This is a genomic window from Mycobacterium intracellulare ATCC 13950, assembly GCF_000277125.1.
Lineage (GTDB): Bacteria > Actinomycetota > Actinomycetes > Mycobacteriales > Mycobacteriaceae > Mycobacterium > Mycobacterium intracellulare.
This window is the reverse complement of record NC_016946.1, coordinates 3,571,031-3,590,249: the sequence shown is the minus strand read 5'-3', so window position 1 is coordinate 3,590,249 and position 19,219 is coordinate 3,571,031. Positions and strand designations below refer to the sequence as shown.

Genomic DNA, 19,219 nt, shown 5'->3' with positions numbered 1-19,219 from the left:
ACGGCTCATGGACGCCGGGTGTGTCGCTTCTCAGGCTGACATCACGGCGGAGATCGCCCGCATCGCAGCGCAATACCCGGGCGGCGCCGGGGCAGGCCCGGCGCACGGTCAGCCGCTCCTGGACTATCCGCCGTACCGCAGCACGACGCTGCGCCACCCCAAGCATCCCCTGGTCGCGATCGATCCCGAGGGGATCGAGCTCTGGGCGCCGTGCTTCGGCCACCAGGACGTCGACCCGCTCGACGCCGACCTGACGGCCGGGCATCCGGGCGAGCCGATCGGGGAGCGCGTCGCGGTGACCGGACGCGTCGTCGACGAAGGCGGCCGGCCGGTGGCCGGTCAGCTGGTCGAGATCTGGCAGGCCAATGCCGCCGGGCGCTACCGCCACCAGCGCGACCAGCACCCGGCCCCGCTCGACCCCAACTTCACCGGCGCCGGCCGCTGCCTGACCGGGCCGGACGGCTCCTATCGGTTCCTGACCGTCAAGCCCGGCCCCTACCCGTGGCGCAACCATCGCAACGCCTGGCGCCCGGCGCACATCCATTTCTCCGTTTTCGGAACGGCTTTCACCCAGCGCTTGGTCACCCAGATGTACTTCCCGGGCGACCCACTGTTCGAGCTGGATCCGATCTTCCAGTCGATCCTCGATCCCGCCGCGCGGCAACGGCTCATCGCCCGCTACGACCACGACCTGACCCAGCCCGAGTACGCGACCGGGTACCGGTGGGACATCGTCCTGACCGGCGGCGCGCCGACACCCACCGAGGGCGCGCATGACTGAAAATGCCTGCACCCCAGGGCAAACGGTCGGGCCCTTCCTCGACCTGGGATTGCCGTACCCCGGTGACAGCGAGCTGGTCGACGACGGCCACCCGCAGGCCATCCGGCTGCACGGCACGGTGTACGACGGCGGCGACGCCGCGGTCCCCGACGCACTGGTCGAACTCTGGCAGCCCGATACCGCGGGACGCATTGCGCGGCAGGCCGGTTCGCTGCGCCGATCCCACGCGTCGATCGCAAGCGCGGCGCTTGCGCCGGGCGCAGCGGGTCGGCGCCATCGAGACCCGTCGATCGCAAGCGCGGCGCTTGCGCCGGGCGCAGCGGGTCGGCGCCATCGAGACCCGTCGATCGCAAGCGCGGCGCTTGCGCCGGGCGCAGCGGGTCGGCGCCATCGAGACCCGTCGTTCACCGGCTGGGGCCGCTGCGCGACCGACGACGCCGGGCGCTACGCGTTCACCACCCTGACCCCGGGTTCGGTGATCGACGGGCGCCCGCCGTACTTCGCGCTCACCGTGTTCGCGCGGGGGCTGTTGAACCGGTTGTTCACCCGCGCCTACCTGCCCGGAGCCGACCCGGACGCCGATCCCCTGTTGGCCGCCGTCCCCGCCGAGCGTCTGGAAACGTTGCTCTGCGTGGCCGAAAACGACGGCGCCGCATATCGTTTCGACATCCACCTGCAGGGGCCGGCCGAGACCGTGTTCCTGGCGTACCGGGCGGACGCGCGATGACGAATCTGCTGTGGCCCGGAGACCATCGAGCCGGCGAGCACATGACCGACGGGGCGCTGCTGGGTTCGATGGTCGCGGTGGAATCCGCGTGGCTGAGCGCGCTGGCGGGCGCCGGCCTGACGGCCGCCGAGTGCGTCGGCGTGGAGCTGCGGAATCTGGTGACCCACGACGACTGCGAGGCCCTCGCGGCCTCCGCCGAAGACGGCGGCAACCCGGTGATTCCCTTGGTGAACCTCCTGCGCGAGCGCGCGGAGCCGGCCGTCGCGCCGTGGATCCACCGCGGACTCACCAGCCAGGACGTCCTGGACACCGGCCTGATGCTGGCCACGCGCGCGGTCGCCGACGACCTGATCACGCAGCTGAGAGAGCAGATCTCGGCGCTGTCCGAACTCGTCACGCGGCACCGGGCCACGCCGATGGTGGCCCGCACCCTTACCCAGCACGCCGCACCCACCACCTTCGGCGCCAAGGCCGCCGCTTGGCTGAACGGGGTCGTCGATGCCTTCGACCGGATGGCTGCGCTGACCACGCCCGTCCAAATCGGCGGCGCCGCGGGCACATTGGCCGCCACCACGGAGTTGGCGGCGCTGCTCACCGGCGGCTCCGACCCGGCCGGGGTGGCGGCCGGCGTCGCCGCCGACACGGCAACCGCATTGGGCTTGGCGCCGCGGGCGCCCTGGCACACGGCCCGCGCGCCGATCACCGGCGCCGCCGACGCGTTCGTCGGCTGCACCGACTGCTGGGGCCGCATCGCCTCCGACATCGTCACGCTGGCCCGCCCCGAGATCGCCGAACTCAGCGAGCCGACGGCCGACAACCGGGGCGGCTCGTCGTCCATGCCGCACAAGCGTAACCCCGTGCTGTCCATCCTGATTCGCCGCGCCGCGCTGTCGACGCCGCCGCTTGCCGCCACCTTGCACACCGCCGCGGCGCTGGCCGACGACGAACGGCCCGACGGGGCGTGGCACGCCGAATGGGACACCCTGCGCACGCTGGGCCGGCGCACCGTGGTCGCGGGATCCCAAACCGCGGAGTTGCTGACCGGCCTGACCGTGCACACGCAGCGCATGGCCGAAGACCTCGACGCCGCAGATGTTTTGGGTGAGCAGCAAGCGATCGCCGAGCTGGTGGGTAAAGACCCGTCACCGACCTACTTCGGCGCCGTCGACCGGCTGATCGACGACAGCCTCGGCCGCGCCGCGCGGGCACTCGCTCAGCGCTGAGTCGCGATTCTCAGTCGGCCACCGCGATCTCGATGGACAAGCACTCACTCAGGGCGTGCGCCGCCGCCCAGTCCCCGCCACACACGGCGCGCTCGAGTTCGTCGACCAGCGGGCTGTCGGCTCCCAGGTCCGCCAGCCACGCCGACACCGTCGCCGTGATCTGATGGGCGGGCACCCGGGCGACGTGCCCGCGGTGGAGTCGGTCGGTCAACTGGTAGATCGTGGCCGTCGGCCTGCGCTGCGGCCAATGAACCATCCATTTCGGTGAATTCATCGTCCCCTCCCCGCTAGCCTCAACGACTCATCCATCCCCGGCGGCACGTCCAGCTCTAGAGCGCAATAGTACGTCCGTACCAATGCGTGGGTTGTCATTTCGGCCGTCAAAACTCGAACTTTTTCGCGGATTTTGTTCATCGCGGTCGCCTACCTGGTTCTGCAGCAGAAGAGCAGGCCGATCAATGCCGCGCCAATGAGGCACGGCCCGCCCGGGACATGATGCGTTGCAAGACGTTGTGGGACAGGTCGCCGTCGTTGGCCACCCTGGCGAGGCCGCGCCGCCTCAGGAACATGTCGAGCCGCCGATCGGGTGACCAATCGGCGTAGATGGCGCCGAGGTAATGCGACTGCAGGAAATCCGACGCCAACGCGTCGAGGTCGGAATCCGTCAGCGACGGTGGGCTAGCACCCATGCTCGGCAAGCTCCTTCGTTCTCCCCACAACTGCCGCAGCCAAGTTACGTCAGGGGGCGTCACTAAACCGTCACGCGGAGATTGCGGAACGGGCCCAAACTCGGGACCCGATATCGGAAGCGGCGCAACACCGAACGGCGCAGGCCGTCCCGAAAGCTTTCCGGGGCCGGTCAGCCGGTGGCCGATGCCGCCGGCTTGTGGGCGACGATCGCGACGGCGGCCAGTTGCTTGCGGTGCTTGCGGAACGTGCGGCGCATCGCCAGGACCCGCTTGCGGGCATCGCGGTGCAGGAGCACGTTCCTGGCGAACCGCAGGGCCCCGAACAGGCCCTCGTCGGAGACCAGCCGGCGGGGCTGTAGCAGGGCCATCGGCGCGGTGGTGACGTTGTCGACCACCAATCCGTGCTCGGCGAGCAGTTTCGACCACTCCGCGATCGTCAGCGGCCGCGCGTTCACCTTGATCGAACGCGCGAGTCCCTGCCGGATCTCGGTGCTGATCTCCTCCGACACCGTGTCCGGGATGAGGGCGAGTTCGTGGATCGCGTAGCGGCCCCCCGGCCGCAGCACGCGGGCCGCCTCGGCGACGATGGCCTGTTTGGCCGCGTCGCCTTGCATGGTCAGCATCGCCTCTCCGACGACGACATCGCTGCTGGCGTCCGGCAACCCGGTCTCCGCCGCGTCCGCCACCCGCACGGCGGCATTCTGCGCACCGAGATCGGAAAGCACGCCGCGGACCATGTTGGCCGCGTCCGGGTCGCCCTCGGCGCCGACGTAGGACCGCGGACCGCGGGCCACGATCTCGGTGGCGGTGCGGCCCAGGCCCGGCGCGAGCTCGACCACATCGGCGCCGCCCAGCCCCGCGCGCGACAGCAGGGTGCGGGTCAGCTCGACCCCGCCGGGGCGCAACACGCGCTTGCCGAGCCGGGCCAACAGCCAATGGCCGGCGACCGCGCTGTCGTCACGGCGCGACGCCGGCAGCGGAAGTTCGGAACCTGCTCGTTGTCCTGGCATCAGATCTCCTGTCGCGCAGCGCCTTGCGGTGAGGCCAGGGCCAGCTCGTGGTACCCATGGCGCACCGGGGGCGGGGTGTCGATGAGCCTACCGTCGGCCTTCATTGTTCTTAGACCTCGAACCCAATTTTTACAAGACATGTTGTGTAAACTGTAGCCCATGACTTACGCGATCGGGAAGCCATGCGTCGACGTGATGGATCGCGCCTGCGTCGACGAGTGTCCCGTGGATTGCATTTACGAGGGCGGCCGCGCGCTCTACATTCATCCAGACGAGTGTGTCGACTGCGGCGCGTGCGAGCCGGTTTGTCCGGTGGAGGCGATTTACTACGAAGATGACCTGCTCGAGGATCTCCAGCCGCACCTGGCCGACAATGCAGCATTCTTCGCCGAGACGCTGCCGGGCCGCGACGAACCCCTGGGGTCCCCGGGCGGGGCGGCCAAGGTCGGCCCGCTCGGCGTCGACACACCGCTGGTGGCGGGTCAGCCCAGTGCCGCCCATTCGGACGGGGCTTGAAGGACGAGCAGCGTGAGGGACCCGGTGAAGACCCAGAGAACCCAGAAGACGCAGAAAGCCCAGAAGGCCCGGCAGTTGGAGAAATTCCCGGAGGTTCAGGGTTCGGTCGCGGGCGAATCGGCGGGTCGGCGCCGCGCGGTGATGCGGTTGTTGCGGGCTTCCCCGGACCCGATGAGCATCGCCGGGATCGCCGACGAGCTGGGCGTGCACCCCAACACCGTCCGCTTCCACCTCGACAGCCTGGTCACCGACGGGCAGGTGGAACACGTCGAGCTGGACCGCAAAGGCCCGGGCCGCCCACCGCTGATGTTCCGGGCGGTCCGGCAGATGGATCGCGGCGGGACGCGGCATTACCGGCTGCTCGCCGAGATCTTGACCATGGCCTTCGCCACCGAGCGCGACCCGGGGCCCAAGGCGCTGGCCGCGGGACGGGCGTGGGGGCGGAAGGTGGACGCCGAGCTGCATCCGCGGCCCGACGCCCCCGCCAACGCCGAGGAGGTCATCGCCCGTTTGATCGAGGTGCTCGACGAACTCGGCTTCGCGCCCGAGCGCCGGGTGGTCGACGGGGAGCAACAAGTCGGACTGCGGCACTGCCCGTTCCTGGAGCTGGCCGAAAACCGGTCGAGCGTCGTGTGTCCGGTGCACCTCGGCCTCATGCAGGGAGCGGTGGAAACCTGGGGCGCACCGGTCTCGGTGGACCGGCTCGACTCGTTCGTGGAGCCGGACCTGTGTCTGGCTCACCTGACGCTGCAGGGGGCGGCCAAATGACGACCGGAACCGCGATCGCCGTCGCGCTCACCTTCGTCTGGCTCGGCATGGTGCTGGCCATCTCGTTTTTGGAAGCCCCGCTGAAGTTCCGGGCGCCCAACGTGACGTTGCAGATCGGGCTCGGCATCGGCCGGCTGGTCTTCCGCGCCCTCAACACCGTCGAGGTGGCCTTCGCGCTCGTCATCGGGGCGATCGTGATCGCGGGCCCCATCCCGGCGGGCGTCATCGCGGCGGTCGGCGTCGCCGTCGCCGCGTTGGCCGTGCAGCTGGTCGCCGTGCGGCCCGCGCTGACCCGCCGTTCCGACCGGGTGCTGTCCGGATCGGACGGGCCGCGCTCCCGGGCCCACTACGGCTACGTCGCCCTCGAGGCGGTCAAGGTGGCCGGCCTGATCGCGGCGGGGATACTCCTACTGAGCGGTTAACTGCCAACCCTCAAGGCCGTCGGTGAAAGGCCTTGCAACTACGAAGGACTCACAATGGATTCCGTTTCGTTGACCGACCTCGCGTCCGAAAAGCTCGCCGAGGCCAAACAGTCCCACAGCGGACGGGCCGCGCACACGATCCACGGCGGACACAGCCACGAGCTTCGGCAGACCGTGCTGGCCCTGCTGGCCGACCACGACCTCTCCGAACACGACAGCCCCGGCGAGGCCACCCTGCAGGTGCTGCGCGGCCGCGTGCGCCTGACCACCGGCGGCGACGCCTGGGAGGGTAAGGCCGGCGAATACCTTGCGATCCCGCCCGAACGCCATGCCCTGCACGCGATCGAGGATTCGGTGGTCCTGCTGACCGTGCTGAAGACCATCCCCTCGGCGCACTAGCCGCCGATGCTCTCGACGCCCTGGGCAACGAGTTTCGGTCTGCGGGCGCCCATCGTCAACGCGCCGATGGGCGGGGTCGCCGGCGGCCGCCTGGCCGCCGCGGTCACGGCGGCCGGTGGTCTGGGCATGGTCGGCATGGGCAGCGTCGCGACCCGGGAGCTGCTGGCCGAGCAGCTGCGGGGCGTCGACGGCCGGTTCGGCATCGGCCTGGTCGATTGGGTGATGCGCAACGAGGCCGGGCTGCTCGAGGATGCGCTGGCCGCACGGCCCGCCCTGTTGTCGGTCAGCTTCGGAACCGACTGGTCCTGGGTCGCCAAGGCGCATGACACCGGAATCCCCACCGTCACACAGGTTTACGACAGCGACGGGGCGCGCAGGGCCGTCGACGCCGGCGTCGACATCCTGGTCGCCCGCGGGTCGGAGGGCGGCGGGCACGGCGAGGTCAAGCTGGGGCTGCTGCCGTTGCTGGACGCCGTCCTGGACGCGGTCACGGTGCCGGTGCTGGCCGCGGGCGGTGTCGCCTCGGCGCGCAGCCTGGCCGCCGTGCTGGCCGCCGGCGCCAGCGGGGCGTGGGTGGGGACCCGCCTGTCGGCCTGTCCGGAGGCGCTGACCGGCGACGCCGGCCGCCGGGCCCTGGTGGCCGCCACCGAAACCGACACCGCGGTCACCCGGGTCTTCGACGTCGCCAAGGGGCTGCCCTGGCCGGCGCGATTCCCGTCGCGGGTGCTGGCCAACGAGTTCGTCGAGCACTGGACCGGTCACGAAGAGGCGCTGGACCCGGCCGCCTGCGAGGAGCTGGCCACAGCGATCGCCGCCGGGGACTGCCGAATCGCCCCTGTCGACGCCGGTCAGGGCGTCGGGATGATCCGCGACGACGCGTCGGTGCGCGAGGTCATCGACGAGATGTGCACGGGCGCGGCACGGTTGCTGTCCGGCTGGGGGACACCAGAGCGGGCGTAGGACTCGCTCGCGGCCTACGCGCGGCCGGGCGCCAGCACGACGCAGCACCGGTCGGGCCCCGGGCAGAGCCGGGCGTTCGGGCCGTGTGGCGCCAGCGCATCGGCCACGCCGCTGATCAGCGCGTGGTTCATGGTGCAGGCCAGCTCCGTCTGTTCCTGCGCCAGGGCGTGGAACGGGCAGTTGGCGAGCTCGACCTCGCCGTCGCCGTAGCGGGGCTCGTAGCCGTGCCGGCTCAGCAGCTCCACCGCGCGCCGAAGCGCGCCCGCGGCGTCGGCGGGCGCTCGCGCGCCGGCCCGCGCCCCGATCGCGCGACCGTAGTCACGGGCCACCCGGTTCAGGACGCTGGTGACCGGTTCGCCGGTGCCCGCCGACCGGGCGATAGCCGTCGCCATCAAGCGGCCCGCCAGCTCGTACTCCCGCTGCGGAAGGCTGACCGCGATGTCGCGGCCCGCCCGGCGATACAGCTTGGCGGTACGCCCGGCGCCGGGGCCCGAGCGCCCGGTCACGCGCGCGAAACCGGTTTCCAGCAGGCCCTCGGCGGTGAGCCGGTCCAGGTGGAACTTGGCCTGGTGGTGGGGGATCCCGACGGCGTCGGCCGCCTGGTCGCGGCTCGCGGGCGCGGGCTGGTCGCACACGAACTGATACAGGCGGTGGCGCACCGGATCGGCGAGCGCCCCGATGCCGGCGGCGTCGCGCTGCAGGTGCTCCCGGTCGTCCATTCCCGCGCCATTTCTAACAGACAAAATGCTTGACGCTACAGTCTACACGTTCTACCGTTCGATTTATTATCCGTTAGAAATGGAGGCACCCGATGAGCACCAATCAAGTCAGCGCGACGCCCACCCTCGCCGAGCAGCTACGGGACCCGGCCTATTCGGCCTATCTCGCGCTTCGCACCGTGTTTACGATCGCGCCGATCGTGTTCGGGTTGGACAAGTTCTTCAACCTGCTGACCCACCCGCATCACTGGAGCATGTATCTGGCCGGCTGGATCGACGACCTGGTGCCCGGAACGGCCGATCAGTGCATGTACCTCGTCGGGATCATCGAGATCGTGGCCGGGGTGGTGGTGGCGGTGGCCCCACGGCTGGGCGCCTGGGTCGTCGCGGCCTGGCTCGCCGGGATCATCATCGACCTGGTCACCGGGCCCGGGTTCTACGACGTCGCGCTGCGCGACTTCGGGTTGTTCGTGGGCGCCATCGCGCTGGCCCGGCTGGCGCAGGGCGTGCACAGCGGCAGCATCGGGCGCAGCATCGCGGCCCGGTAGCCGCGCGTCAGACGGCCCTCAGGTAGCGCTTGGCGATGAGCCGCTGCGCTACCCGCACCACCGGGCCGCCGGCCTTGCTCCACCAGGTCGCCGGACGGGAGAATGCCGACACCTCCGCGTGGACTGCGGAGGTGATCGGGTCGTAGCGCACCACGAAACGCTCCTCGCCGGATTCCGGGTGGCCCGGCAGGGTGCCGTAGCCGAAGCCGCGAATGTCGGGTTCGTCGACGACGTACACGACGCGGCAGGGCGCCGGCAGAAAACCCATCCGCACCACCACCACCGCGTCGACGACGGCGATCTCCGAGCTGGCCTGCACGCGCAGCCCCGAGCCGCGCTGCATGCCCCAGCGCAGCACGGCGTCGGCGGCCTGCTCGAAACGCTGCCGGCCCGTGCCGATTTGGCGCTCGGCGTGTTGATGGTCGTATCCCGCGGGCAGGTCACCGGCCGCCGTCGCACCCACTTCCCGATAGGTCAGCGGAAGTTCCTCGAGCGCTCGTAGGTCCACGCGTTCAGCTTGCCACGCCACGATGCGCGGCGGTGTTTTGCGAGTACGGTCTGAAGATGTGACCGCACAAAACTCGAAAACCGTTGCCGGGGCGTCGGGAACGTTCACCCTCGGCGGAGATCTGACCATCAACCGACTCGGCTTCGGGGCGATGCGCCTTACCGCGAAGGGCGTGTGGGGCCCGCCCGACGACCGCGACGAATGCGTCCGGGTGCTGCGGCGCGCCGTCGAGCTCGGGGTGAACTTCATCGACACCGCGGACTCCTACGGCCCGTACTTCTCCGAGGAGATCATCCACGAGGCGCTGCATCCCTACGACGGCCTGGTGATCGCGACCAAGGCGGGGCTGCTGCGCACCGGCCCGGACATCTGGATCCCGTTGGGCAACCCCAGTTATCTGCGCCAGGAATGCGAGCTGAGCCTGCGCCGGCTGGGCGTGGACGCCATCGACCTGTTCCAGCTGCACCGCATCGACAAGAACTTCCCGCTCGAGGACCAGGTCGGCGAGCTGCTGACCCTGAAGAACGAGGGCAAGATCCGCCACATCGGCCTGTCCGAGATCAACGTCGACCAGCTCGGCGCGGCGCAAAAGATCACCGAGATCGTGTCGGTGCAGAACATGTACAACCTGTCGGCCCGTGACGCCGAACCGCTGCTGGACGCGGTGACCGAACAGGGCATCGGTTTCATCCCCTGGTTCCCGCTGGCCGCCGGACCGCTGGCCGCCCCCGACGGGCCGCTGCAGCGCATCGCCGCCGAGCACGACGCGACGCCGTCACAGCTGGCGCTGGCGTGGTTGCTGAAGCGGTCACCGGTGATGCTGCCGATTCCGGGGACGTCGAAGGTGGCGCACCTGGAGGAGAACGTCGCCGCCGCTGAGATCACGCTGTCGGACGACGAGTTCGAGACCCTGTCGGCCGCCGGGGCCCAGCAGACCGGGTAGCCACCTCGCGAATGCGCGCGCCCGTCGGGCAATACGGTGTGGTGGTGGCCGAACATCAGCGACACCCCGGCGGGGGATTCAACCCGCCCGAACCGACCACCAAGGGCGGGCCCGACTACGGCAGGTTCATCGACGCCGTGCGCGCGTTGCAGGATCACGCCCGCGCCGCCGACGCCCCCGACGAGGTGATCACCGAGGCGGCCGACCTGCTGGAGAAGGTGTCGGCGTTGCTGGCGCCGTACGACGCCGACGAGTGGGCCTCCCCGTCGGGCCGCCGGATGGACCTGCCGATGCGCGGCAACATCCTGACGATCCCCATGGCGGCCCGCAAAGGCGCAGACGGCCGCGTCCATGGCGAGGCCCGCTTCGCCCGGTTCCATCTCGGCCGTAACGGCGCCGTGCACGGCGGCGCGCTGGGGATGCTGTTCGATTCCATTCTGGGGCTGAGCGCCGCGGTGCTCACCGGCAACCCACGGCAGCGCACCGCCTACCTCAAGATCGACTACCGCCACATCGTTCCGGTGGAGAAGGAACTACAGTTCGACGCCGGCGTCGACCGGGTGGACGGGCGCAAGATCTTCGTCTCGGGCCGGTTGACCGACAACGATCGCCTGCTCACCGAAGCCGACGCGCTGTTCGTGCGGCTCAAACCCGGCCAGCCCTGAGGGTCGTTCGCCCGCAAGGGGTTTCATGGAGCGTCGTCGCAACAGGGTAGGCCGCACCAAACAGGTTGAAAATTAAGTTCTTTGCGTGCGCCGGCGGGCCCGGCGCGTCCGCATCGGCAGCGTGCTCTCTTCGTGGTCGAGTTCGCGTTCAATCGCGCGCAGGCTCTGGTCGGGCAGCATGCCCGCGTCCCGCCAGCGCACCAGCTCGTCGCGCTGGGCGTCGATGGCGATGCGGCGGATGGCGACCGCGGCCTCGTAGCGGGGAGCGGCGGGCGCCTCGGCGGCGTCCGACAACAGGTCGAGCCGGTGCTGATACCGCTCGAGCCGTGCCGACAACTGTTGGCGCACACCGTCGATCACCCGAGGGTCCACGTCCACGTCGTCCTGTTGGTCCAGCGAGTCGAGCCTGTCCAGCGCGGCCTGCACGGCGGCGGCGCGAGCCCGGTTGCGCAGCCGCAGTTCGTCGGTGGCATCCGCGCGCAGGCCCAGGGCGCGCACCAGCGGGCCGAACGTGATGCCCTGTCCGATCAGCGTCACCAGCACGACGACCAGGGTGCAGAACAGCAGCAGGTCCCGGTCGGGAAACGGCGCGCTGCTGTCGGTCACGAACGGAACCGTGAAAATCGCCGCGAGGCTGACCACCCCGCGGGTGCCGGCCCAGCTCAGCACCAAGACTTCACGGCCGCTGAGGCGCTCGGAGATGCGGTTGCGCCGGCGCCCGGTGTCGGGCTCGGCGGGTCCGTCGGGTTCGTTGGCGTCGTTTGCGTCGCCGGCGTCGTCGGCGTCGGCGGACCCCGAGACGTTGCCGAGCCGGGTGCGCAGCGGCCGGGGAAGCGACTGGGTGAGCAGCAACCACAGCGGCCGCACCACGAGAACCACGGCGACGGTGACGGCGACCGCCACGATGATCGTCGACAGGTCGTAGCCGCCCAGGTCGTCGAGGATGGCCGGCAGCTGATGGCCGATCAGCAAGAACACCAGGCCCTCGAGCAGGAAGTTGACCAGCCGCCAGACGGCCCGCGTCTGCAATCGGCTCGCCCCCGACTCGAGCCGGGGCGAGTCGTGGCCGACGATCAACCCGCACACCACGACCGCCAGGACACCGGAGGCGGACAGCTCCTCGGCCACCAGATAGGTCACGAACGGGGTGGCGAGCGAGATCGCGTTGGCCGTCAGCACGTCGTGTCTCCACCGGCGCAGCAGCCGCCGGAAGTAGGCGAACACCATTCCCACCGCCAGGCCGCCCAGGGCCGCCAGCGCGAACTCCCGGATCGCCGACGGCACCGAGAACGCGGCGCCGCGCGCCACCGTGATGGCCACCGACAGCGTGGTCAGGGCGGTCGCGTCGTTGAGCAGCCCCTCGCCCTCGATCAGGGTGACGATGTTGAGCGGGAGGCCTTCCTTGCGGGCCACGGCCAGCGCGGCCACCGGGTCGGTCGGCGCGACGGCGGCGCCCAGCACCATGCCCACCGCGAGCGTCGCACCGCTGACGAGCAGCCCGAACGCGATGCCGACCGACGCCGCGGTCAACAGGACGAGGACCACCGACAGGCTGATGACCGTGCGCAGATTGCGGCGGATGCCGACCAGCGACGACTCCAGCGCCGCGTTGAAGAGCAGCGGCGGCAGGATGCAGGTCATCACGACGTCGGGCTCGAGGCTGATGTTCGGCCCCGGCACCAGCGCATAGCCGATGCCGACGAGAACCAGCAGCGGCGCGCTGGGCAGCCCGGTGCGCTCGCTGATCCAGTTGACCAGCACGATGACCGCGACGGCGCCGAGCAGCAGCGTCAAACCCGTCTGCGCCCCCATCGGGTCCATCTTGCCGGACTTGTGGGCGACTGCTCGACGGCCCTGCTCGGCGCCGAACCGCCCCGATAGCATGGTCGTCGACCCATCGAGCCTTGGAGACCGCCACAATGACCGTCCCCGCACACGCCGCCTCGGGAGCCGACGGCAGCGACCCGCAAGCCCCGATCCGGGTGCCTGCCGGGACCACCGCGGCCGCCGCGGTGCGGGATGCGGGGCTGCCGGGCCGCGGGGCGCCCGACGGCGTCGTGGTGGTGCGCGACGCGGAGGGCAAGCTGCGCGACCTCAGTTGGGCGCCCGCCGCCGACGCCGAGGTGATTCCGGTGGCGGCCAACACCGACGACGGCCGCAGCGTGATCCGGCACTCGGCCGCGCACGTGTTGGCCCAGGCCGTCCAGGAGCTGTTCCCGCAAGCCAAGCTGGGCATCGGCCCGCCCATCACCGACGGCTTCTACTACGACTTCGACGTACCGGAGCCGTTCACGCCCGAGGATCTGGCGGCGCTGGAAAAGCGGATGCGCCAGATCGTCAAAGAGGGCCAGCTGTTCGAGCGCCGGGTCTACGAGTCCAAGGACCAGGCGCGCGCCGAGCTGGCGGGGGAGCCCTACAAGCTCGAACTCGTCGACGACAAGTCCGGTGATCCTTCGGTGATGGAGGTCGGGGGCGACGAGCTCACGGCCTACGACAACCTCAATCCCCGTACGCGCGAACGGGTCTGGGGCGACCTGTGCCGGGGACCGCACATCCCGACCACCAGGCACATCCCCGCGTTCAAGCTGACCCGCAGCTCGGCGGCCTACTGGCGCGGCGACCAGAACAACGCCAGCCTGCAACGGATCTACGGCACGGCCTGGGAGTCGCAGGAAGCCCTGGAGCGCCACCTGACGCTGATCGAGGAGGCCCAGCGCCGCGATCACCGCAAGCTGGGCACCGAGCTCGACCTGTTCAGCTTTCCCGACGAAATCGGTTCCGGCTTGGCCGTTTTCCATCCCAAGGGCGGCATCGTGCGCCGGGAGCTGGAAGAGTACTCGCGGCGCAAGCACATCGCGGCCGGCTACGAGTTCGTCAACACCCCGCACATCACCAAGGCGGACCTGTTCCACACGTCTGGCCATCTGGACTGGTACGCCGAAGGCATGTACCCGCCGATGCATCTCGATGCCGAATACGACGACGACGGGACCGTGCGGAAGCCGGGGCAGGACTATTACCTCAAGCCGATGAACTGTCCGATGCACACGCTGATCTTCCGGTCGCGCGGGCGCTCGTATCGCGAACTTCCGTTGCGGCTCTTCGAATTCGGCACCGTTTACCGCTACGAGAAGTCCGGCGTGGTGCATGGGTTGACCCGGGCGCGCGGTTTCACCATGGACGACGCGCACATCTTCTGCGCCCGCGAGCAGCTGCACGCCGAGCTGGCGTCGCTGCTACGGTTCATCCTCGAGCTCCTGGGCGACTACGGGCTGGAGGACTTTTATCTGGAACTGTCCACCAAGGACCCGGAGAAGTTCGTGGGCTCCGATGCCATGTGGGAGGAATCCACCAAAGCCCTGGCCGATGTGGCCGCCGAATCCGGCCTGCAGCTGGTGCCGGATCCGGGCGGCGCGGCGTTCTACGGGCCCAAGATCTCCGTGCAGGCCCGCGACGCCCTGGGCCGCAGTTGGCAGATGTCGACCATCCAGGTGGACTTCAACTTCCCGGAGCGGTTCGAGCTGGAGTACACCGCCGCCGACGGGAGCCGGCAGCGGCCGGTGATGATCCACCGCGCGCTGTTCGGGTCCATCGAGCGATTCTTCGGGATCCTGACCGAGCACTACGCCGGCGCCTTCCCGGCGTGGCTGGCGCCGGTGCAGGTGGTCGGCATCCCGGTGGCCGACGACCACGTAGACTATCTGAACGACGTTGCGGCGCAACTGCGTTCGCACGGGGTTCGGGTCGAGGTCGACGCCAGCGACGACCGGATGGCCAAGAAGATCGTCAACCACACCAACCAGCGGGTGCCGTTCATGTTGCTCGCCGGCGACCGTGACGTTGCGGCGGGCGCGGTCAGTTTCCGCTTCGGTGACCGCACCCAGATCAACGGCGTGCCCCGCGACGGCGCCGTCGACGCCATCGTGAAGTGGATCGCCGATCGCGAGAATGCCGCTCCCACCGCCGAACTCGTGAAGGTGGCGGCCGGTGAGTGAGCGCGAACGCGCCGAGCCGCGCACCGACGACACCATCCTCGACCGGGGCGTCGGCGAGGAAGATCATCTGCAGCGGTTGTGGACGCCGTATCGGATGACCTATCTGGCCGAGGCGCCGATGAAGCGCGACAACGGCAAAACCGAGCAGCCGTTCACCGACATCCCGCAGCTGACCGACGAAGACGGACTGGTGGTCGCGCGCGGTGAACTCGTCTACGCCGTGCTCAACCTCTACCCGTACAACCCCGGGCACCTGATGGTGGTGCCCTACCGGCGCGTCTCGGAGCTGGAGGACCTCACCGATCCGGAGAGCGCGGAGCTGATGTCCTTCATCCAGAAGGCGATTCGCGTCATCAAGAACGTGTCGCGGCCGCATGGTTTCAACGTCGGCCTCAACCTGGGGACCTCGGCCGGCGGGTCGCTGGCCGAGCACCTGCACGTGCACGTCGTCCCGCGCTGGGGCGGCGACGCCAACTTCATCACCATCATCGGCGGGTCGAAGGTGATCCCGCAGTTGCTGCGCGAAACCCGCCAGTTGCTGGCGACGGAGTGGACGAAGCAGCGATGAGCGCAACGCGATCATGAGTAAGGTGCCGTTCCTGTCCCGGGCGGCGTTCGCGCGGCTGACCACTCCGACCGCGAAAGCGTGCCTGCGGTTGGGTTTGACCCCCGACGTCGTCACGATCCTGGGCACCGTCGTGGCCGTGGCGGGGGCGCTGATCTTCTTCCCGATTGGCAAGCTGTTCATCGGCACGCTGGTGGTCTGGTTCTTCGTCCTCTTCGACATGCTCGACGGGGCGATGGCGCGGGAACAAGGCGGCGGCACCCGGTTCGGCGCGGTGCTGGACGCCACCTGTGACCGCGTCAGCGACGGTGCGGTGTTCTGCGGGCTGCTGTGGTGGATCGCCTTCGGACTGCACGACAAGCCGCTGGCGGCGGCCACCCTGATCTGCCTGGTCACCTCGCAGGTGATCTCCTACATCAAGGCCCGGGCCGAGGCCAGCGGCCTGCGCGGCGACGGCGGCATCATCGAACGGCCCGAGCGGCTGATCATCGTGCTGGTCGGCGCCGGCATCTCGGACTTTCCGTTCGTCGCGTGGCCGCCCGCGTTGCCGGTGGCGATGTGGCTGTTGGCGGCGGCCAGCCTGGTCACCTGCGCGCAGCGGTTGCGCACGGTGCGCACCTCGCCGGGTGCGACCGACCGCGGATCGGTCGCGCCGTGATTCCCACTCCGCCGGGCATGAACGCGATCACGGCACCGAGCCGCCTGGCGAGCCGCGTCGCGGGCCGGTTGAGCGGCGTCGGGGCCGACTGGGCGTACGCGTCAGGCTGGTTGGCCGTGCGGGCGATGCCGGAGTTCGCCGCGCGCAACGCATTTGGCGCCGCGGCGCGCTACGCGGCCCGCGGCGGCGGCCCAGATCAGTTGCGCAAGAACCTGGCCCGCGTCTTGCGGGTGCCGCCCTCAGACGTTCCGGATTCACTGATGCGGGCGTCCGTGGCCTCCTACGCCCGTTATTGGCGCGAGGCGTTCCGCCTGCCGGGCATGGACCTCGCCGCGGTCGGCCGCCAGCTGCACGACTCTGTTCAGGGCCGCGACCATATCGAAGCGGCACTGTCCGGCGGCCGCGGCGCAGTGATCGCGTTGCCGCACAGCGGCAATTGGGACATGGCAGGGGTGTGGCTGGCGCAGACACACGGCACCTTCACCACCGTCGCGGAGCGACTCAAACCCGAGTCGCTCTACCGGCGGTTCATCGCCTACCGCGAAGGCCTCGGCTTCGAGGTGCTGCCCTTGTCCGGGGGCGAGCGGCCACCCTTCGACGTGTTGTGCGACCGGCTGCGGGACAACCGGGTGGTGTGCCTGATGGCCGAGCGCGACCTCACCCGCACCGGCGTGCAGGTCGACTTCTTCGGCGAACCCACCCGGATGCCGGCCGGGCCGGCGAAGCTCGCGATCGCGACGGGGGCGGCCCTGCTAGCGGCCCACTGCTGGTTCGAGGGCCAGGGCTGGGGCGTCGCCATCCACCCGGCGCTGGACTGCACCGGCGGCGACGTCGGCGCGATCACCCAGCTGTTGGCCGATCACTTCGAGAAGAACATTGCCGCCCGCCCCGAGGATTGGCACATGATGCAGCCGCAGTGGCTGGCCGACCTCTCCGAGAACAAGCAGGCCCGGCTAAGGGACGCCTGATGCGCATCGGGATGATCTGTCCCTACTCGTTCGACGTTCCGGGCGGGGTGCAGTCGCACGTCCTGCAGCTTGCCGAGGTGGTGCGGGCCCGCGGGCATGACGTCAGCGTGCTCGCGCCGGCCTCGCCGCACGCCGTGTTGCCCGACTACGTCGTCTCGGCGGGCAAGGCCGTCCCGATTCCCTACAACGGGTCGGTGGCCCGGCTGCGGTTCGGCCCGGCCACCCACCGCAGGGTCAAAAAGTGGCTCGCCGAAGGCGATTTCGACGTGCTGCACCTGCACGAGCCCAACGCGCCGAGCCTGTCCATGCTGGCGCTCAACATCGCCGAGGGCCCGATCGTGGCGACGTTTCACACGTCGACCACCAAATCGCTGACGCTGACGGTCTTTCAGGGCATCCTGCGCCCGATGCACGAGAAGATCGTCGGCCGGATCGCGGTGTCCGACTTGGCGCGGCGCTGGCAGATGGAGGCGCTGGGAACCGACGCGGTGGAGATCCCCAACGGCGTCGACGTCGGCTCGTTCGCCACCGCGCCGCTGCTGGACGGTTACCCGCGGCCCGGCAAGACGGTGCTGTTCCTCGGGCGCTACGACGAGCCGCGCAAGGGCGTGGGGGTGTTGCTCGACGCGCTGCCGCGGCTGGTTGATCGGTTCGCCGACGTGCAGCTGCTCATCGTCGGACGCGGTGACGAAGACGAATTACGCGCGCAGGCAGGCGAATTCGTGAACAACATTCGCTTCCTCGGCCAGGTCGACGATGCCGGGAAGGCGTCGGCCATGCGCAGCGCCGACGTCTACTGCGCACCCAACCTCGGCGGGGAAAGCTTCGGCATCGTCTTGGTCGAGGCCATGGCCGCCGGGACTCCGGTGGTGGCCAGCGACCTCGACGCCTTCCGGCGCGTGCTGGCCGGCGGGGACGTGGGCCGCCTGGTACCCGTCGGCGACGGCGCCGCGCTCGCCGATGCGCTGATCGAGGTGCTGGAGGATGATGGGCTGGCCGAACGCTATGTGGCGGCCGGTTCGGCCGCCGTCCAGCGCTACGACTGGTCGGTGGTGGCCAGCCAGATCCTGCGGGTGTACGAGACGGTCGCCGCGTCGGGCGCCAAGGTTGAGGTGGCCAGTTGATGACAGGGTTGATCGTCGCCATCGCGGTGTTGGTCGCGGTGCTGGCCGTCTTCGGCGCTTGGGCGTACCGGACGGCCAACCGGCTGGACCGGTTGCACGTCCGCTACGACCTGTCGTGGCAGGCGCTCGACGGCGCGCTGGCGCGCCGCGCGGTGGTGGCGCGCGCCGTGGCAATCGACGCCTACGGCGGCGCATCCGAGGGCCGGCGGTTGGCGGCGCTGGCCGACGCCGCCGAGGGCGCGCCCCGGCCCGCGCGGGAGACGTGCGAAAACGAGCTGTCGGCCGCGCTGGCCGCCGTCAACCCGGCGTCCCTGCCGGCCGGGTTGATCGCCGAGCTGGCCGACGCCGAGGCCCGGGTGCTGCTGGCCCGCCGCTTCCACAACGACGCGGTGCGCGACACGCTGGCGCTGGCCGAGCGGCCCCTGGTGCGGCTGTTCCACCTGGGCGGGACCGCCGGGCTGCCCAGCTATTTCGAGATCGTCGAGCGGCCGCACGCGTTGGCCCACGGCGATCACGGCGTGCTCAACCACCGCACCTCGGCCCGCGTCGTGCTGCTCGACGAGAGCGGGGCGGTGTTGCTGCTGCGCGGGTCGGATCCGGCGCTGGGCGAGCCCGCCCCGAAGTGGTGGTTCACCGTGGGCGGCGAAGTGCAGCAGGGGGAACGGCTGGCCGAGGCGGCCGCGCGAGAGCTCGCCGAGGAAACCGGCCTGCGGGTCGCGCCCACCGACATGGTCGGGCCCGTGTGGCGGCGCGACCAGGTCTTCGAGTTCAACGGCTCGCTGATCGACAGCGAGGAGTTCTACTTCGTCTACCGCACCCGCCGGTTCGAGCCGTCGCGCACGGGCCGCACCGAACTGGAACGCAGCTACATCCACGGCCACCGCTGGTGTGACGCTGCCGACATCGCCCAGCTCGTCGCCGCGGGGGAGACGGTGTACCCCATGCAACTATCCGGACTGCTCACCGACGCGGCCGCGCTCGCCGGCGGCCGCGCCCCCGGCCCGCTGCTGTCGATCCGCTGACTCCGTCGG

23 protein-coding genes are annotated in these 19,219 nt (G+C 70.2%); 17 read left to right on the top strand and 6 right to left on the bottom strand.

Annotated elements, in window-relative coordinates; genetic code table 11:
- The first annotated feature begins 7 nt into the window (after positions 1 to 7).
- The 3 genes from pcaH to OCU_RS41155 are packed head-to-tail and all read left to right on the top strand — an operon-like array spanning position 8 to position 2,731.
- Positions 8 to 781, top strand: a complete 774-nt coding sequence (pcaH, locus tag OCU_RS41165; protein ID WP_014380537.1) for a protocatechuate 3,4-dioxygenase subunit beta — start codon at positions 8 to 10, stop codon at positions 779 to 781.
- Complete coding sequence (locus OCU_RS41160; protein WP_014380536.1) at positions 774 to 1,508, top strand: peptidase associated/transthyretin-like domain-containing protein; 735 nt, start codon at positions 774 to 776, stop codon at positions 1,506 to 1,508. Before pcaH ends, OCU_RS41160 begins: the two co-directional genes overlap by 8 nt.
- Positions 1,505 to 2,731, top strand: coding sequence for a lyase family protein (locus tag OCU_RS41155; RefSeq protein WP_014380535.1), 1,227 nt, complete (start codon positions 1,505 to 1,507; stop codon positions 2,729 to 2,731). Before OCU_RS41160 ends, OCU_RS41155 begins: the two co-directional genes overlap by 4 nt.
- 10 nt (positions 2,732 to 2,741) lie before the next feature.
- On the opposite strand, the gene OCU_RS41150 is transcribed toward OCU_RS41155, so the two are convergent.
- The 3 genes from OCU_RS41150 to OCU_RS41140 form a co-directional block, all read right to left on the bottom strand.
- A complete protein-coding gene (locus OCU_RS41150; RefSeq protein WP_009952620.1) occupies positions 2,742 to 3,005 on the bottom strand; it encodes a hypothetical protein in 264 nt (87 codons plus the stop codon).
- 181 nt (positions 3,006 to 3,186) lie between these two features.
- Positions 3,187 to 3,399, bottom strand: coding sequence for a hypothetical protein (locus tag OCU_RS41145; protein WP_026071309.1), 213 nt, complete (start codon positions 3,397 to 3,399; stop codon positions 3,187 to 3,189).
- A 191-nt stretch (positions 3,400 to 3,590) separates the two neighbouring features.
- On the bottom strand, positions 3,591 to 4,430 hold the full coding sequence (locus tag OCU_RS41140) for a class I SAM-dependent methyltransferase (protein WP_014380534.1): 840 nt from the start codon (positions 4,428 to 4,430) through the stop codon (positions 3,591 to 3,593).
- 159 nt (positions 4,431 to 4,589) lie between these two features.
- On the opposite strand from OCU_RS41140, the gene fdxA reads away from it, so the two are divergent.
- The 5 genes from fdxA to OCU_RS41115 are packed head-to-tail and all read left to right on the top strand — an operon-like array spanning position 4,590 to position 7,495.
- On the top strand, positions 4,590 to 4,946 hold the full coding sequence (gene fdxA, locus OCU_RS41135; protein ID WP_041787079.1) for a ferredoxin: 357 nt from the start codon (positions 4,590 to 4,592) through the stop codon (positions 4,944 to 4,946).
- Positions 4,947 to 4,970: 24 nt separating this feature from the next.
- Positions 4,971 to 5,714 carry a helix-turn-helix transcriptional regulator gene (locus OCU_RS41130; protein ID WP_014380532.1) on the top strand — a complete coding sequence of 248 codons (744 nt, stop codon included), beginning with the start codon at positions 4,971 to 4,973 and terminating at the stop codon, positions 5,712 to 5,714.
- Positions 5,711 to 6,136, top strand: a complete 426-nt coding sequence (locus OCU_RS41125; protein WP_014380531.1) for a hypothetical protein — start codon at positions 5,711 to 5,713, stop codon at positions 6,134 to 6,136. The genes OCU_RS41130 and OCU_RS41125 overlap by 4 nt, the downstream gene beginning before the upstream one ends.
- A 54-nt stretch (positions 6,137 to 6,190) precedes the next feature.
- Complete coding sequence (locus OCU_RS41120) at positions 6,191 to 6,535, top strand: cupin domain-containing protein (RefSeq protein WP_009952612.1); 345 nt, start codon at positions 6,191 to 6,193, stop codon at positions 6,533 to 6,535.
- Between the two features lie 6 nt (positions 6,536 to 6,541).
- Positions 6,542 to 7,495 carry an NAD(P)H-dependent flavin oxidoreductase gene (locus OCU_RS41115; RefSeq protein ID WP_014380530.1) on the top strand — a complete coding sequence of 318 codons (954 nt, stop codon included), beginning with the start codon at positions 6,542 to 6,544 and terminating at the stop codon, positions 7,493 to 7,495.
- 14 nt (positions 7,496 to 7,509) lie between these two features.
- Here OCU_RS41115 and OCU_RS41110 read toward each other — a convergent pair whose 3' ends face one another.
- Positions 7,510 to 8,214, bottom strand: a complete 705-nt coding sequence (locus OCU_RS41110) for a helix-turn-helix transcriptional regulator (RefSeq protein WP_014380529.1) — start codon at positions 8,212 to 8,214, stop codon at positions 7,510 to 7,512.
- Between the two features lie 92 nt (positions 8,215 to 8,306).
- On the opposite strand from OCU_RS41110, the gene OCU_RS41105 reads away from it, so the two are divergent.
- Entirely contained in the window at positions 8,307 to 8,762 is a 456-nt protein-coding gene (locus tag OCU_RS41105; protein WP_014380528.1) for an Rv2617c family stress response/phage resistance protein, read from the top strand.
- Positions 8,763 to 8,769: 7 nt separating this feature from the next.
- Here the strand turns inward: OCU_RS41105 and OCU_RS41100 are convergent, their stop codons facing one another.
- The gene (locus OCU_RS41100) at positions 8,770 to 9,270 is read right to left on the bottom strand and encodes a DUF1990 family protein (RefSeq protein ID WP_009953636.1); all 501 of its coding nucleotides are present in this window, start codon (positions 9,268 to 9,270) and stop codon (positions 8,770 to 8,772) included.
- A gap of 22 nt (positions 9,271 to 9,292) precedes the next feature.
- On the opposite strand from OCU_RS41100, the gene OCU_RS41095 reads away from it, so the two are divergent.
- Positions 9,293 to 10,213, top strand: a complete 921-nt coding sequence (locus OCU_RS41095; RefSeq protein WP_044059218.1) for an aldo/keto reductase — start codon at positions 9,293 to 9,295, stop codon at positions 10,211 to 10,213.
- A gap of 11 nt (positions 10,214 to 10,224) precedes the next feature.
- Positions 10,225 to 10,878 carry a PaaI family thioesterase gene (locus OCU_RS41090; protein ID WP_009953633.1) on the top strand — a complete coding sequence of 218 codons (654 nt, stop codon included), beginning with the start codon at positions 10,225 to 10,227 and terminating at the stop codon, positions 10,876 to 10,878.
- A 72-nt stretch (positions 10,879 to 10,950) separates the two neighbouring features.
- On the opposite strand, the gene OCU_RS41085 is transcribed toward OCU_RS41090, so the two are convergent.
- On the bottom strand, positions 10,951 to 12,699 hold the full coding sequence (locus tag OCU_RS41085) for a cation:proton antiporter (protein ID WP_193375155.1): 1,749 nt from the start codon (positions 12,697 to 12,699) through the stop codon (positions 10,951 to 10,953).
- Positions 12,700 to 12,797: 98 nt separating this feature from the next.
- Between OCU_RS41085 and thrS the strand changes: the two genes are divergently transcribed.
- The 6 genes from thrS to OCU_RS41055 are packed head-to-tail and all read left to right on the top strand — an operon-like array spanning position 12,798 to position 19,210.
- Entirely contained in the window at positions 12,798 to 14,873 is a 2,076-nt protein-coding gene (gene thrS / locus OCU_RS41080; protein ID WP_009953630.1) for a threonine--tRNA ligase, read from the top strand.
- Entirely contained in the window at positions 14,866 to 15,441 is a 576-nt protein-coding gene (locus OCU_RS41075; protein ID WP_008258334.1) for an HIT family protein, read from the top strand. The genes thrS and OCU_RS41075 overlap by 8 nt, the downstream gene beginning before the upstream one ends.
- 13 nt (positions 15,442 to 15,454) lie before the next feature.
- Complete coding sequence (gene pgsA / locus OCU_RS41070; protein WP_041787078.1) at positions 15,455 to 16,096, top strand: phosphatidylinositol phosphate synthase; 642 nt, start codon at positions 15,455 to 15,457, stop codon at positions 16,094 to 16,096.
- Between the two features lie 17 nt (positions 16,097 to 16,113).
- Positions 16,114 to 17,064 (top strand): phosphatidylinositol mannoside acyltransferase, encoded by a 951-nt coding sequence (locus OCU_RS41065; protein WP_008258332.1) that lies wholly within the window; start codon positions 16,114 to 16,116, stop codon positions 17,062 to 17,064.
- A complete protein-coding gene (locus tag OCU_RS41060; RefSeq protein WP_014380525.1) occupies positions 17,064 to 18,188 on the top strand; it encodes a glycosyltransferase family 4 protein in 1,125 nt (374 codons plus the stop codon). Before OCU_RS41065 ends, OCU_RS41060 begins: the two co-directional genes overlap by 1 nt.
- Positions 18,188 to 19,210 carry an NUDIX hydrolase gene (locus OCU_RS41055; protein WP_014380524.1) on the top strand — a complete coding sequence of 341 codons (1,023 nt, stop codon included), beginning with the start codon at positions 18,188 to 18,190 and terminating at the stop codon, positions 19,208 to 19,210. The genes OCU_RS41060 and OCU_RS41055 overlap by 1 nt, the downstream gene beginning before the upstream one ends.
- Positions 19,211 to 19,219: the final 9 nt, after the last annotated feature.

What these genes read in the sequence shown, in the direction of transcription:
- OCU_RS41055 (WP_014380524.1), top strand. Translation starts at nt 18,188, where the DNA reads ATGACAGGGTTGATCGTCGCCATCGCGGTGTTGGTCGCGGTGCTGGCC.
- OCU_RS41090 (WP_009953633.1), top strand. Translation starts at nt 10,225, where the DNA reads ATGCGCGCGCCCGTCGGGCAATACGGTGTGGTGGTGGCCGAACATCAG.
- OCU_RS41150 (WP_009952620.1), bottom strand. Translation starts at nt 3,005, where the DNA reads ATGAATTCACCGAAATGGATGGTTCATTGGCCGCAGCGCAGGCCGACG.
- OCU_RS41085 (WP_193375155.1), bottom strand. Translation starts at nt 12,699, where the DNA reads ATGGACCCGATGGGGGCGCAGACGGGTTTGACGCTGCTGCTCGGCGCC.
- thrS (WP_009953630.1), top strand. Translation starts at nt 12,798, where the DNA reads ATGACCGTCCCCGCACACGCCGCCTCGGGAGCCGACGGCAGCGACCCG.
- pcaH (WP_014380537.1), top strand. Translation starts at nt 8, where the DNA reads ATGGACGCCGGGTGTGTCGCTTCTCAGGCTGACATCACGGCGGAGATC.
- OCU_RS41060 (WP_014380525.1), top strand. Translation starts at nt 17,064, where the DNA reads ATGCGCATCGGGATGATCTGTCCCTACTCGTTCGACGTTCCGGGCGGG.
- OCU_RS41065 (WP_008258332.1), top strand. Translation starts at nt 16,114, where the DNA reads ATGAACGCGATCACGGCACCGAGCCGCCTGGCGAGCCGCGTCGCGGGC.
- OCU_RS41105 (WP_014380528.1), top strand. Translation starts at nt 8,307, where the DNA reads ATGAGCACCAATCAAGTCAGCGCGACGCCCACCCTCGCCGAGCAGCTA.
- OCU_RS41115 (WP_014380530.1), top strand. Translation starts at nt 6,542, where the DNA reads ATGCTCTCGACGCCCTGGGCAACGAGTTTCGGTCTGCGGGCGCCCATC.
- OCU_RS41110 (WP_014380529.1), bottom strand. Translation starts at nt 8,214, where the DNA reads ATGGACGACCGGGAGCACCTGCAGCGCGACGCCGCCGGCATCGGGGCG.
- OCU_RS41125 (WP_014380531.1), top strand. Translation starts at nt 5,711, where the DNA reads ATGACGACCGGAACCGCGATCGCCGTCGCGCTCACCTTCGTCTGGCTC.
- OCU_RS41120 (WP_009952612.1), top strand. Translation starts at nt 6,191, where the DNA reads ATGGATTCCGTTTCGTTGACCGACCTCGCGTCCGAAAAGCTCGCCGAG.
- OCU_RS41095 (WP_044059218.1), top strand. Translation starts at nt 9,293, where the DNA reads ATGCGCGGCGGTGTTTTGCGAGTACGGTCTGAAGATGTGACCGCACAA.
- fdxA (WP_041787079.1), top strand. Translation starts at nt 4,590, where the DNA reads ATGACTTACGCGATCGGGAAGCCATGCGTCGACGTGATGGATCGCGCC.
- OCU_RS41155 (WP_014380535.1), top strand. Translation starts at nt 1,505, where the DNA reads ATGACGAATCTGCTGTGGCCCGGAGACCATCGAGCCGGCGAGCACATG.
- OCU_RS41160 (WP_014380536.1), top strand. Translation starts at nt 774, where the DNA reads ATGACTGAAAATGCCTGCACCCCAGGGCAAACGGTCGGGCCCTTCCTC.
- pgsA (WP_041787078.1), top strand. Translation starts at nt 15,455, where the DNA reads ATGAGTAAGGTGCCGTTCCTGTCCCGGGCGGCGTTCGCGCGGCTGACC.
- OCU_RS41140 (WP_014380534.1), bottom strand. Translation starts at nt 4,430, where the DNA reads ATGCCAGGACAACGAGCAGGTTCCGAACTTCCGCTGCCGGCGTCGCGC.